This window comes from Bartonella sp. SL320 (assembly GCF_059687635.1).
Genome location: NZ_CM185143.1, coordinates 1,329,852 through 1,342,757 on the forward strand (window position 1 = coordinate 1,329,852; position 12,906 = coordinate 1,342,757).

General features: G+C 38.2%; 11 protein-coding genes and 4 tRNA genes. 2 read left to right on the plus strand and 13 right to left on the minus strand.

Annotated features, from left to right (window positions below):
* Window positions 1–2: 2 nt before the first annotated feature.
* The 7 genes from rplK to AC6ER8_RS05535 form a co-directional block, all read right to left on the minus strand.
* Window positions 3–431 carry a 50S ribosomal protein L11 gene (gene rplK, locus AC6ER8_RS05505; RefSeq protein ID WP_012231471.1) on the minus strand — a complete coding sequence of 143 codons (429 nt, stop codon included), beginning with the start codon at window positions 429–431 and terminating at the stop codon, window positions 3–5.
* A gap of 162 nt (window positions 432–593) precedes the next feature.
* On the minus strand, window positions 594–1,124 hold the full coding sequence (nusG, locus tag AC6ER8_RS05510) for a transcription termination/antitermination protein NusG (protein ID WP_497074068.1): 531 nt from the start codon (window positions 1,122–1,124) through the stop codon (window positions 594–596).
* A 20-nt stretch (window positions 1,125–1,144) separates the two neighbouring features.
* Window positions 1,145–1,357, minus strand: a complete 213-nt coding sequence (gene secE, locus AC6ER8_RS05515) for a preprotein translocase subunit SecE (RefSeq protein ID WP_497077742.1) — start codon at window positions 1,355–1,357, stop codon at window positions 1,145–1,147.
* A 217-nt stretch (window positions 1,358–1,574) separates the two neighbouring features.
* Window positions 1,575–1,650: transfer RNA gene (locus AC6ER8_RS05520), tRNA-Trp, on the minus strand.
* A gap of 59 nt (window positions 1,651–1,709) precedes the next feature.
* Window positions 1,710–2,885: an elongation factor Tu gene (gene tuf / locus AC6ER8_RS05525; RefSeq protein WP_142417119.1), complete on the minus strand. Its 1,176-nt coding sequence runs from the start codon at window positions 2,883–2,885 to the stop codon at window positions 1,710–1,712.
* Window positions 2,886–3,075: 190 nt separating this feature from the next.
* Window positions 3,076–3,149, minus strand: a tRNA-Gly gene (locus tag AC6ER8_RS05530).
* Between the two features lie 31 nt (window positions 3,150–3,180).
* Window positions 3,181–3,264, minus strand: a tRNA-Tyr gene (locus AC6ER8_RS05535).
* Between the two features lie 205 nt (window positions 3,265–3,469).
* Between AC6ER8_RS05535 and AC6ER8_RS05540 the strand changes: the two genes are divergently transcribed.
* Window positions 3,470–4,300 (plus strand): TrmH family RNA methyltransferase, encoded by an 831-nt coding sequence (locus tag AC6ER8_RS05540; RefSeq protein WP_497077743.1) that lies wholly within the window; start codon window positions 3,470–3,472, stop codon window positions 4,298–4,300.
* Here the strand turns inward: AC6ER8_RS05540 and AC6ER8_RS05545 are convergent.
* From AC6ER8_RS05545 to AC6ER8_RS05570, 6 genes are all read right to left on the minus strand, one after another.
* On the minus strand, window positions 4,297–5,028 hold the full coding sequence (locus AC6ER8_RS05545) for a rhomboid family intramembrane serine protease (protein ID WP_497079623.1): 732 nt from the start codon (window positions 5,026–5,028) through the stop codon (window positions 4,297–4,299). The genes AC6ER8_RS05540 and AC6ER8_RS05545 overlap by 4 nt on opposite strands.
* Window positions 5,029–6,324: 1,296 nt before the next feature.
* Window positions 6,325–6,750, minus strand: coding sequence for a DUF2155 domain-containing protein (locus AC6ER8_RS05550; RefSeq protein ID WP_497079625.1), 426 nt, complete (start codon window positions 6,748–6,750; stop codon window positions 6,325–6,327).
* Window positions 6,751–6,858: 108 nt separating this feature from the next.
* The gene (locus tag AC6ER8_RS05555) at window positions 6,859–7,257 is read right to left on the minus strand and encodes an NADH:ubiquinone oxidoreductase subunit NDUFA12 (protein ID WP_497074065.1); all 399 of its coding nucleotides are present in this window, start codon (window positions 7,255–7,257) and stop codon (window positions 6,859–6,861) included.
* A 184-nt stretch (window positions 7,258–7,441) separates the two neighbouring features.
* Window positions 7,442–8,941: an Asp-tRNA(Asn)/Glu-tRNA(Gln) amidotransferase subunit GatB gene (gene gatB, locus AC6ER8_RS05560; RefSeq protein WP_497077744.1), complete on the minus strand. Its 1,500-nt coding sequence runs from the start codon at window positions 8,939–8,941 to the stop codon at window positions 7,442–7,444.
* Window positions 8,942–9,066: 125 nt separating this feature from the next.
* Entirely contained in the window at window positions 9,067–10,494 is a 1,428-nt protein-coding gene (gene tig, locus AC6ER8_RS05565; RefSeq protein WP_497077745.1) for a trigger factor, read from the minus strand.
* 136 nt (window positions 10,495–10,630) lie between these two features.
* Window positions 10,631–10,713: transfer RNA gene (locus AC6ER8_RS05570), tRNA-Leu, on the minus strand.
* Between the two features lie 168 nt (window positions 10,714–10,881).
* Between AC6ER8_RS05570 and trmFO the strand changes: the two genes are divergently transcribed.
* Complete coding sequence (gene trmFO, locus AC6ER8_RS05575) at window positions 10,882–12,294, plus strand: methylenetetrahydrofolate--tRNA-(uracil(54)-C(5))-methyltransferase (FADH(2)-oxidizing) TrmFO (RefSeq protein WP_497077746.1); 1,413 nt, start codon at window positions 10,882–10,884, stop codon at window positions 12,292–12,294.
* Window positions 12,295–12,906 lie beyond the last annotated feature (612 nt).

Sequence of the window (12,906 nt, forward strand, 5' to 3'; positions counted from 1 at the left end):
TACTAGCCCACCACTTCTAAGCCCATCGAGCGCGCAGAACCTTCAACCATACGCATTGCTGCCTCAATATCATTCGCATTAAGATCCTTCATCTTTGATTCCGCAATCGAACGAATTTTATCGCGAGAAATACTTCCTACAGACACTTTACCAGGCTCTTTTGATCCTGACTTTAGTTGTGCCTCCTTCTTTAAAAAGAACGATACGGGAGGTGTTTTGAGAGAAAACGTAAAAGACTTATCTTGATAATACGTAATAACAACTGGAATCGGTGCTCCCTTTTCCATTTCTTGTGTCGCTGCGTTAAACGCTTTACAAAACTCCATAATATTAATACCACGTTGTCCAAGAGCTGGACCAATCGGTGGAGATGGAGTAGCAGCCCCTGCAGGAACCTGCAACTTGAGCTGACCTATACTTTTTTTTGCCATAATAATCTGCCTTCAATTTTACTGGTATACTGACAATATATCTTTCTTGATATCTTGCTCGCCACCCGCTGCAGTCATGTGGTTCGGATCATTAAGCCGACAAAAGCCATAAATCACCTCCCACGTCTTCCTTAAAGTCATTCAAAATCACTCTAAGTTTAATCAGAGTTTTTCAACCTGACCAAATTCCAAATCAACAGGCGTAGGACGCCCAAAAATGAGCACCTCAACCTTAAGACGAGAGCGCTCTTCCTCAACCTCTTGAACAATTCCATTAAATGAAACAAAAGGACCATCAGCAACGCGAACTTGCTCTCCAACCTCAAACAATACAGAAGATTTTGGAGACTCAACACCTTCCTGAACTTGTTTGAGAATTTGCTCAACCTCTCGATCAGAAATGGGAACAGGACGCGAATCCGACCCTAAAAATCCCGTCACTTTAGGTGTATTCTTAATAAGATGATAAACCTCATCCGTTAACTCAGCACGAACAAGAACATAGCCAGGAAAAAATTTTCGTTCAGCATCAACTTTTCGTCCACGACGGACTTCTACAACACGCTCCGTTGGAACAAAAATCCTTTCAAATAAATGGTCAAGTCCCTTTTGCTTAGCTTCTTTATCAATAGCTTCCGCTACTTTTTTTTCAAAATTTGAATATGCCTGAACAATATACCAACGAGCCGCCACAGTCACACTTCCTTACATTCTCAACTAAAAAGATATTTCAGAAGATCAATAACCCGCCAAACACTAAAATGCATAACCTGATCCACAATAAAGAAAAAAGCTGAAGCTAAAGCAGTCACGAGCAAAACCATAACAGTAGAAATAACCGTCTCACGACGTGTAGGCCATTTCACTTTAATTGTCTCTGCATAAACTTGCTTTAAAAAGGTAATCGGATTGGTTTTAGATGCCATCGTCACACTATACTCTCTCTAGCCCTATATACTCTCTTCTAGTCCCACTGTGTTTTATACAAATACAAAAAATGCAAAAGCCAACTTCCAGACTGATGCAATTCTCTTTACTTTCTATTCAATAGCGTTTCACACACAAAAAAACAAGCCCCATATAAAAAAAAGCGAAAAAGGCTGCAAGATCTGTTCCCCCATATCTAAAACTCTATCCCCCTTTTGGCAGGGGCAGCAGGACTTGAACCCGCGACCTGCGGTTTTGGAGACCGCCGCTCTACCAACTGAGCTATACCCCTAACTCTCAAAACTAAAATACCTTTAGCAACTCTTCCAGCAATGTTTTAACACACATTATTTATTCAATGATCTTAGAGACGATACCGGCACCAACAGTACGACCACCTTCACGAATAGCAAAACGAAGTTTCTCTTCCATCGCTATCGGAACAATCAGTGACACATCCATCGCAACATTATCGCCTGGCATAACCATTTCCGTTCCTTCTGGAAGCGTAACTATACCCGTAACATCCGTCGTACGGAAGTAAAATTGCGGACGATAATTCGTGAAAAAGGGTGTATGACGACCTCCTTCATCTTTCGTCAAAATGTAAGCCTCTGCTTTAAAACGGGTATGCGGTGTAACAGAACCGGGCTTCGCCAATACTTGACCACGCTCAATCCCTTCACGATCAACACCACGAAGCAAAGCCCCGATATTATCACCCGCTTGACCTTGATCTAAAAGCTTGCGGAACATTTCAACCCCTGTAACCGTCGTCTTGGAAGTCGGACGAATTCCGATAATTTCAATTTCCTCGCCAACTTTAATAATACCACGCTCAACACGACCCGTAACAACCGTTCCACGACCCGAAATAGAAAAAACATCTTCTATCGGCATCAAAAATGGCTGATCAACAGGACGCTCAGGCGTTGGGATATAACTATCAACTTCACTCATTAAAAGACGAACCGCATCTTCACCAATGCTTTTATCTTTATCCTCAAGTGCTGCCAATGCAGAACCTTTAACAATCGGAATATCATCGCCTGGGAAGTCATATTTGGATAATAGTTCACGAACCTCAAGCTCTACAAGTTCCAAAAGCTCTGCATCATCAACCTGATCAACCTTATTCAGAAAAACAACAATCGCTGGAACACCAACCTGACGAGCAAGCAAAATATGCTCACGGGTTTGAGGCATAGGACCATCAGCGGCAGAAACAACCAAAATGGCTCCATCCATCTGCGCTGCCCCAGTGATCATATTTTTCACATAGTCAGCGTGTCCTGGACAATCAACGTGAGCATAGTGACGATTCTCCGTTTCATACTCAACATGTGCTGTAGAAATGGTAATCCCACGGGCACGTTCCTCCGGTGCAGCATCAATTTGGTCATAGGCTTTAAATTCACCAAAAAATTTCGTAATCGCTGCTGTCAACGAAGTCTTCCCATGATCAACGTGACCAATCGTACCAATATTAACATGTGGTTTCGTACGTTCAAATTTGCTCTTCGCCATCGCTATTAGTCTCTTGTTCTATTCTCTATCTTTGTTTGCCCCTAAAAACAGGTCTGCAGAACTGAATTCAACTGGACCCTATAACCAGCCCAATCACCATAATACCTAGACGGAAAAGCCCGCCCACTTTAAACAATGGAATATCTTCCATCGTATATCACATCAAACTGCCTGATCACCAACAACCATTTGGAGCGGGTAGCGGGAATCGAACCCGCGTATTCAGCTTGGAAGGCTGCTGCTCTACCATTGAGCTATACCCGCATGACCCATGGACTAACTCTCCTTCGATGAATGGTGGAGGGGGTTGGATTCGAACCAACGTAGCATACGCAACGGATTTACAGTCCGCCCCCTTTAACCACTCGGGCACCCCTCCATTACACCGGCAAAGTCGCGCGATGAGGCATCACGACAATCATCTCGAATACCCATTCAATTCAATCTGATTGCGATGTGGTTATGACGATTACGATTGTATCTGTCAACAGAATAAATACAATTCTGTACAAATTTCCTGCTCATAACTTTAAATTATAGATTTTTTCTAGCTATTTTTCTTATTAAGAGGCTATAAAGAAGTTATGAAAGATAAAACATCACAAAATTCTCATTATGCTCGTTTACGTCGTCAATATCGTGATAGAAAAGGCTCTCCTTCTCGATCTTCTACGCAGCTAAAGAAGGAAACTGTTGCCTTACAGCAAGGGATAATCCGTCTTTATGGCATTCATTCCGTTCAGGCTGCTTTAAAAAACCCAAAAAGAACTTTTAAATGTCTTTACGTTACACAAAATGCCTTAAAACGATTAAATATGTCCGAATCAGATTATCCTTGCCCTGTTACATTATGCACCCCTAAATATCTTGATTCGCTCGTTGGAAGTGAGGCGGTTCATCAAGGGATTGTTTTGGAAACGTCTCCTCTCAAACCGTGCAAGCTATCGGAGCTAACCAATAGTGATCTGGTCATTGTCATGGATCAAATTACTGATCCTCATAATGTTGGTGCCATTATGCGCTCTGCCGTTGCATTTAAAGCTAAGGCCCTTATTACTACTTACCGACACTCTCCCCAGGAAAGCGGCGTTCTTGCGAAAGCGGCATCTGGAGCCCTAGAAATGATTCATTACATTACCGTACGAAACCTTGCTGAAACTCTTCAAGAACTCCACCAAACAGGCTTTACAAGCTTTGGTCTTGATTCAGAAGGGGAACAACCTCTAGAAACAGCACTAACAGGAAATAAAGTTGCTCTTGTTTTAGGAGCAGAAGGCAAAGGTTTGCGTAAAAAAACTCGTGAGACCGTTTGCGCTTTAGCGCGCCTTGATATGCCTGGAAATATTAAATCATTAAATGTTTCAAACGCCGCAACAATAGCACTTTATGTAGCGCATCGATATCTTAGATTCTAGCTTTTAATTTTTTGTGAGACATCAAAAAAACGAACCAACAAAAAACCCGTAACAAACCCGCCAATATGCGCTTCCCATGCTATTGAGATACCATTTTCTTCAAACAGAACAGAAGAAATACCTATGATAAAATCAGCCGCCAGCCATACACTTATATAAATGAGTACGCCCTTGGAACAAAGAGCTTTTTTGATGGATAATAAAGCCCCCAAAGGTTTTTCGTTCTGCGCATTGGCCCCTAAATAACTGCTGGGAAAACCGTAACGTGCAATAGCTCCCATCATGCCAGATACAGCCCCTGATGCCCCAACAAGTGAGATGACACTTTCTTGATGAAAGATAAAATAAGTCAAAACAGAAACAACGGCCGTTACAACCCAAAAAATTAAAAAACGTAAAACACCAAAATGCTTTACTAAAGGAGAACCAAAAACCAAAAGCCAAACCATATTAAGAGTAACATGTTTAAAACTACCATGCATAAATGAATAACTCACCATGGTATAAAAAAATGCAAGAGGATCCGTCTTAAACAATGTTGGTGTAAATGAAAAAAACTCCAAACTTTCAGTATAAAGCTGAGGAGAAAAAAAATACTGAGGAATGCAATAAAGACAAAAACAAAATACGATCAAAACAACAATAATAAATGGAACATTCAATAAAGGTTCTTTAGGTTTTCTTGGCAATCGGGAAACATTCTTATATTGATGACTAGAAACTTTCATTGTATAAAATCTCTTATTCTTTGGAATAACAGGACATTCTTTACGCAAAATAAAGGTATCCCTCCCCGTAATACGAAATCTTTTAACGGCTTTTCGAAATCCCTTTATTAAATTTTTAAAAGCTCACTATAAAAATACGTGTCTCTTATATAAAAAGATTTTTAAAAGCATGGATATCCAAAATATCACGTAAAATATGTAATGATATCTTGATTATTAAAATATGAAGTTTGTCATGCAATATACAAACTTTATTGTGAAGCACTTTATAATAAAAATGTAAAATACCATAAATGTTGTTTTTTTCCAGAAACATATCAATTTTGGCATTTTTTTAAACATGCTATACTGAAATTAAAATTTTAAATAATCTTAAAGCTTAATTGTTCCAACAAAAGAGCTTGAATTGCTTCTACTTTGTGAATGACAAAAGAAATCTCCATAAGAATGAAGGCCTACCAGTACTTTTGTTTTTTCTCGATATAATTCTTGGTGTTTCATAAACTATGCACTTTACATGTCTGTTTTTTCATAAGGTCAAAATTTTGATTTATAATGATAATTTAATTTTATTCATATCGAGTTAGATTTTCCAATATCGTAAGATTCTCTCATCCCAAACTCATTTTATTAAGTAAAACCATTGGCTTGCACGTTACAAGCGGAAAGAACTGTGTTGATAAAACCTGTGCAAGAGAAGAATAAAAATGCCTCTTATGAAGAGTTTTAAGTGTCAAGGACTATCGAGGAGCAACATTGGGCGCGGTCCCAAATGTGTGATGATCTCTGCTTATTCTTCTACAAGCCTAAAGATAGGAAATACTTAATGGATTTATCTTTATACCATTCATGAGCGCCATCATGAAATGAATGTGACGAGCCTTAAGAGAGGTCACTTTAAAACAAGCCCGTAAATATAAAACACAATGATGTTCCGTTCTTCATAAGAGGTTTAACCTTATTAAAGGCACAAGAATCAGTTTATCTTTTTAGCCAATATGAATAAGCTTTTACTTCAACTTCTAATAGATATAATTCAAGAATTGTTGCCTATGGGATACTCTAAAAACAATACGTAATTTGCATAATGCATCCTTGGATGCAAAAGGTTCATGAAAAAAATTTTATTTCTTTCTTAAATAGCAGACCGTTTGTAACGAATAAGGCAAGAGTTTTGCTCTTTTCAATATAAAAAGTTTAGAATAAAAAAATCATAAAACTCAAACTTCCCATTCGAATTGTGAAATGATAAACTCTCATTATAAATCAATGGATTACAAATAGATAATACCGTAATCATTGAAGAGGTAAGTCTTGAGAAGCCTGCTTGCAATCTTTTAACCACACATCATAAATAGGATGCTCAACAGCATTTAAACCAGGACTATCTGCAAACATCCACCCTGTAAAAATACGCCGTATTTTTTTATCTAATGTTACTTCATTAACTTCAACAAAACCTGTTGTACGCGTTGGTTCATCTTTAGAGCTCGTATAACAAGCACGAGGAGTCACCTGCAATGCACCATACTGATAAGTTTCACCAAGAGAAACTTCAAAACGAGTCGTCCGCCCCGTAATTTTATCAAGACCCGCGAAAACAGCAATTCCATTGCTAATACGTTCAGCACGCACCCCACTATTTAAGGATAAAAACACCAAAATTCCTATAAAAAAAATATATCTAAAACGTCTCAACCTCAATAATAAAAAAAAACTCATCATCTCAAAATCAATCGCACCTTTAAAATAATATTTATCATAACATAGAGCCCAATAAGATGAAAATACACACGTCCATTAAAACATTTTATTTTTTAGGTGACCATTTTATCTTTTAGGTGACCAGGCATCATAATCCTCATGCACAAAAGGACGTTCATCATTGTAAGGAATAGCTCCCTTTGGTCGATAAGCCTCACTTGTTCCTGTCATATTTGCAACATGAGGCTTTTCCCATTCATAGGGGTGATAATCCTCCTGTGTTGGTGGATTATCAAAGCGATGATGAATCCAACCGTGCCAACCTGGTGGAATAGTGGAAGCTTCCGAATAGTCTTTATAAATAACCCAACGATGCGGATAACCATCTTTATGAAGTCCCCCCTCATAATATATATTTCCAAATTGATCTTCCCCTATCCGCTTACCTTTGCGCCATGTAAAAAAACGCGTACCTATGGTATTACCATTCCACCAGGTAAATATTTGCTTAAAAAAACGAGCCATTTCCTATTCCATTTCCTCAGTATGCTCATAAATAAAATCAAGCGCTGGAATAAACTTAGTAATGCTTGAAATTAGCAAAAAAGTGACTGGTAAATCCAGCCACACCTCAATTGATTGGATAACTTACTATCCCTTAATTTCGACAAGATATCATATTTATGGATTTGTCTCTACCCCATAAAATTTAATCTATGCCAAGTTTTATCTTAACCAATTCATTAACCGTTTGAGGATTTGCCTTACCCCCTGTTGCTTTCATGACCTGTCCAACAAACCAACCTGCTAAAGCAGGTTTTTGCTTTGCTTGCACAACTTTATCAGAATTATTAGCAATGATCTCATCAACGGCTCTTTCAATAGCCTTCGTATCAGTTACCTGCCTCATATTGCGTTCTTCTACAATTTGGCGTGGATCTCCCCCCTCATTCCAAACAATCTCAAAAAGATCTTTGGCAATTTTTCCAGAGATAACGCCTTCTTTTATAAGATCAATAATGCTTCCCAACTGACTTGGCGATACTGGTGACGCTTCAATTTCGCGATTATCTTTATTTAAAGCTCCTAAGAGGTCATTAATCACCCAATTGGCAACTATTTTTCCATCACGCCCATACGCTACTTCTTCAAAATAATCCGCAATAGCCTTTTCTGTCACAAGAATGGAAGCATCATACACGGTCAATCCCATTTCCTTAACAAAACGTGCTTTTATAGCGTCAGGCAATTCAGGCAAGTCTGCTGCCAAAGCATCCACAAATGCTTGATCAAACTCTAATGGTAAAAGATCAGGATCAGGGAAATAACGATAATCATGCGCTTCTTCCTTTGAGCGCATAGAGCGGGTTTCACCTTTAGTCGCATCAAAAAGCCGTGTTTCTTGCTCTATGACGCCCCCATCTTCTAAGATTGCGATCTGACGACGTGCTTCATATTCAATTGCTTGACCAATAAAGCGAATAGAATTAACATTTTTGATTTCACAACGCGTTCCAAAATCTTCACCAGGACGACGAACGGATACATTCACATCCGCACGCATAGAACCTTCATCCATATTGCCATCGCAGGTTCCTAAATAACGAACAATCGTCCGCAGTTTTGTCATATAAGCTTTGGCTTCATCTGATGAGCGCATATCAGGTTTGGAAACAATTTCCATAAGAGCAACACCAGAACGATTAAGATCCACAAAAGACATCGTTGGATGTTGATCATGCATGGATTTTCCAGCATCCTGTTCAAGATGCAACCTTTCAATCCCTACTTCGATATCCTCAAATTGGCCATTCGAATCTGGACCAACAGATATGGTAATCTTCCCCTCCCCTACAATGGGATAGCGAAACTGAGAAATCTGATACCCTTGCGGTAAATCTGGATAAAAGTAATTCTTGCGATCAAAAACAGATTTTAAATTAATACGCGCTTTTAATCCTAAACCCGTTCGAACCGCTTGACGAACACATTCTTGATTAAGAACCGGCAACATTCCTGGCATAGCCGCATCAATAAGTGATACATGATTGTTCGGCTCTGCACCGAATTTGGTTGATGCTCCTGAAAAAAGTTTTGAATTTGATATGACTTGTGCATGAACCTCCATGCCAATGATGACTTCCCAATCACCTGTAACGCCAGAAATAAAACGCTTAGAATCAGGAATACGCGTATCAATGATGCTCATTGCCAATCCACTACCAATATTTTAAAACATATCTCACGGCTCATCTAAAACTATTCCCAGTGTAAGCCTAGAATATAATTTCAAAACAAACCCGATTCCATCGAGCTTGTTCTATTCATTTAAATCTACGCTTTTTTAGGAGCCTTTTTCTTAGCTGATGCTTTTTCTGCAGACTTTTCTTTCACTGAAGATTTTTTCTTTGCTGTCTTTTCTTCAGGAGCATCTGATTCGTCATATTCTTTCATCAGTTCTTCAACCGTCACTTCTTTATCTGTGACTTTTATCTTCGCCAACAAATGATCAATAACCTTTTCTTCAAAAATCGGAGCCCGTAGATTTTCAACAGCTTCCGGTGTCTTGCGGAAAAAGTCCATAATCTCTTTTTCCTGTCCAGGATACTGACGAACTTGCTCAAAAACAGCTGCTTTTAGCTCATCTTCACTAACTTTAACACCAACCTTCATTCCAATTTCAGAAAGCACCAAACCAAGACGGACACGACGTTGTGCAAGAACACGATATTCTTCCCGTGCCTTTTCTTCTGTAATCCCCTCGTCCTCAAAACTACGCCCCGCCTTTTTCAAATCATCATTAACCTGCGCCCATATATTGTTAAACTCAATTTCTAAAAGACCTTCAGGAATCTCAAAATTATAATCAGCATCTAAAGCATCAAGAATTTGACGTTTAACTTTTTGACGTGTCATTGAACCATATTGGCTTTCAATCTGCCCACGAACAACCTCACGCAAACGCTCTAGAGATTCTAAACCAACCTTTTGCGCTGCTTCATCATCAATTTTTAACTCATCTGGTTTAAAGACAGCCTTGACAGTAATATCAAACTCTGCCTCCCGTCCTGCCAAATGTGCGGCACTATAATTATCAGGAAACTGAACAGAAATCGTTTTTGCATCCCCAGCTTTTACACCAACTAATTGCTCTTCAAAACCTGGAATAAATTGTTTTGATCCAAGAATCAGTTGTGCATCATTATCTGCCCCACCTTCAAATGGAACCCCCTCAAGCTTACCCAAATAATCTATGGTAATACGATCACCTTCTTCAGCAATCCCTTCTTTTAGGGAATAATTACGCGTAGAAGAAAGGACACGATTAACTTGCTCATCAATGTCCTTTTCAGGAATCGCTGCAATTTCACGAATAACTTCGATATATTCAAAGTCTTTAATTTCAATTTTTGGTAAAACTTCATACTTTAAACTAAAAGTAAAATCGGCTTTTCCCTCTAGAATTTCTTCATCTTCGTCTATATCAATTTTCGGTTGCATCGCTGCACGTTCATTTCTGTCCGCTAAGATAGAACGTGGCGCATCAGCGAGTATCTCATTGAGAATCTCTGCCATAAAAGATTTACCGTACATTTTTCGCAAATGTCCACTAGGCACTTTACCGGGACGAAAACCGTTAAGCTTAACCTTACCCTTGGTATCATCCAATCGTTCATTTAGTTTTTCTTCTAAATCTTTCGCTGGAACCACGATCTTAATTTCGCGCTTCAGTCCTTCATTAAGCGTCTCGGTAACCTGCATTAAACACCTTCATTTTTCTCAAGGAGAGGGATAACCCCACTCTAATCATCATTACATTCTAACACTTTAAGTGTTACATTACCATGTAAGCGGAATTTCAGACATTTAGAAATCCGTAGCACTTAAGGGATTGCTTTGGTGCGGATGGAGGGACTCGAACCCCCACGGTCTCCCGCCAGAACCTAAATCTGGTGCGTCTACCAATTTCGCCACATCCGCTCAAACTTAGCAAGCTAATAACCTTATACAAGCGGCGTTTCTATACCATTAATTATAGAAAAAAAGCAAACAAATATATTAAAAAAACTCAATACGCGCCATTCTTATAAAAAATAAAAACAAAATCTAGGCTTTTCATACACGGCGGCTTACGCTAATAAGTCGATTATGTTAAAGAAATTCGATACTCCAATTCATATTATCGGTGGCGGTCTTGCAGGGTGTGAAGCAAGCTGGCAAATCGCTCAATCAGGAATTCCTGTTATTTTGCATGAAATGCGTCCCCAAAAAAAGTCAGATGCCCATAAAACTGATAAATTAGCAGAACTGGTTTGTTCAAATTCCTTTCGCTCTGATGACTCATCAACAAATGCCGTAGGGCTTTTACATGCTGAAATGCGATTAGCAAAATCGTTAATTATGAAAGCAGCTGATGCCAACAAAGTCCCTGCTGGGAGTGCTCTTGCTGTTGACCGTGATGGATTTTCAAAAACTGTGACATCAGCACTTGAAAATCATTCGCTTATAACAATCAAACGCGAAGAAATTCAAGAGATTCCCGAAGATTGGAAGCATGTTGTCATTGCAACGGGGCCCCTTACCTCACCTGCACTTGCTCAAGAATTAAAAGAAATAACCGGTATAAAAGCTCTTTCTTTTTTTGATGCTATTGCACCTATTATCCATACCGATAGTATTGATACAAATATTTGTTGGTATCAGTCTCGCTACGATAAAATTGGTCCTGAGGGAACAGGAAAAGATTATCTTAATTGTCCCCTCGATAAAGAACAATATGAAGCATTCGTTGAAGCGCTAAAAAAGGCAGAGAAAACAGAGTTTCGTGACTTTGAAAAAACACCCTATTTTGATGGATGCCTCCCCATTGAAATTATGGCTGAACGCGGACTTGAAACTTTAAGACATGGACCTATGAAACCTATGGGCTTAACCAATGCCCATAACCCCACCGTTAAACCCTATGCTGTCGTTCAATTACGCCAAGATAATAAGCTTGGAACGCTTTATAATATGGTTGGCTTTCAAACAAAACTGAAATATGGTGAACAAATCCGTATTTTTAGAATGATCCCCGGTCTTGAAAAAGCAGAATTCGCACGTCTTGGCGGCCTTCACCGCAATACCTATCTCAACTCTCCAATCATTCTTGATCAAACCCTTCGTTTAAAACAACAAAAACAGCTACGCTTTGCTGGACAAATTACTGGATGTGAAGGTTATGTAGAATCAGCAGCAATAGGGCTTCTTGCTGGACGTTTTTCTGTGGCCGACTATCATCATAAGTGTCCTTGTCTCCCCCCACAAACCACAGCATTCGGAGCTCTTTTGAATCATATTACAGGGGGACACATTATAGATGAAGAAGCAGAAAGACAGTCTTTTCAGCCTATGAATATCAATTTTGGACTCTTTCCCCCTATTTCTTCTTTTAAACATTCAGGAAAACGCTTGCCAAGTAAAGAAAAAAAATTAGCAAAAAAACAAGTTATAACAGCAAGAGCTCTCAATGATTGTATTCAGTGGTTAACAAATAAAGAATCCAAGAGCCCCTGTTTATAAAAAATACATGATTCACCTCTCATCTACTGAATAGGTCTCTATAACCCTCATAAAATAATCATTCTAAAGCCTTGTTTAAAAGGACTCTCTCAATCAATAAACGCTATTCTATATTTCATCATTTATTCAATAATGTAAAAGATATGAAATAATCTTTTATTATAAATAATCAATTCTCTTTACAAATAAGTTAATATTAATAAATGATAAAAACAAATTAATAATATAAAACTATTATGACAATAAAAAAACAATAATTAAATTTTAATAATGTTATTAATTTATACTATAATATCACTTTATAATATATTTTTTTATTTTAAATTTCTTTTCTTAATATTTATAAAACCTCTTATCTATAGTGAGTGATAAATCTCAATATTACAAAACTATTTTATTTCAAATCATCTTATAGTCTATCGATAAAAATCATCTGCTTAACCAGTCAACTATTGCCTCATAAGTGAAATTGTTATTGTAAGTTAAGAGAACTATAGAAGAAAGGAAAAAGACAACCTCTTAGAGCCCCACCTCAAATGCTAAGTAGCTAGTCATAATATTATAAAAACTGGAAAAATAACATTAGAAAACTCACGTGCACTTTATATTAAG

What these genes read in the sequence shown, in the direction of transcription:
- rplK (WP_012231471.1), bottom strand. Translation starts at nt 431, where the DNA reads ATGGCAAAAAAAAGTATAGGTCAGCTCAAGTTGCAGGTTCCTGCAGGG.
- secE (WP_497077742.1), bottom strand. Translation starts at nt 1,357, where the DNA reads ATGGCATCTAAAACCAATCCGATTACCTTTTTAAAGCAAGTTTATGCA.
- tuf (WP_142417119.1), bottom strand. Translation starts at nt 2,885, where the DNA reads ATGGCGAAGAGCAAATTTGAACGTACGAAACCACATGTTAATATTGGT.
- AC6ER8_RS05540 (WP_497077743.1), top strand. Translation starts at nt 3,470, where the DNA reads ATGAAAGATAAAACATCACAAAATTCTCATTATGCTCGTTTACGTCGT.
- AC6ER8_RS05545 (WP_497079623.1), bottom strand. Translation starts at nt 5,028, where the DNA reads ATGAAAGTTTCTAGTCATCAATATAAGAATGTTTCCCGATTGCCAAGA.
- AC6ER8_RS05550 (WP_497079625.1), bottom strand. Translation starts at nt 6,750, where the DNA reads ATGAGTTTTTTTTTATTATTGAGGTTGAGACGTTTTAGATATATTTTT.
- AC6ER8_RS05555 (WP_497074065.1), bottom strand. Translation starts at nt 7,257, where the DNA reads ATGGCTCGTTTTTTTAAGCAAATATTTACCTGGTGGAATGGTAATACC.
- gatB (WP_497077744.1), bottom strand. Translation starts at nt 8,941, where the DNA reads ATGAGCATCATTGATACGCGTATTCCTGATTCTAAGCGTTTTATTTCT.
- tig (WP_497077745.1), bottom strand. Translation starts at nt 10,494, where the DNA reads ATGCAGGTTACCGAGACGCTTAATGAAGGACTGAAGCGCGAAATTAAG.
- trmFO (WP_497077746.1), top strand. Translation starts at nt 10,882, where the DNA reads ATGTTAAAGAAATTCGATACTCCAATTCATATTATCGGTGGCGGTCTT.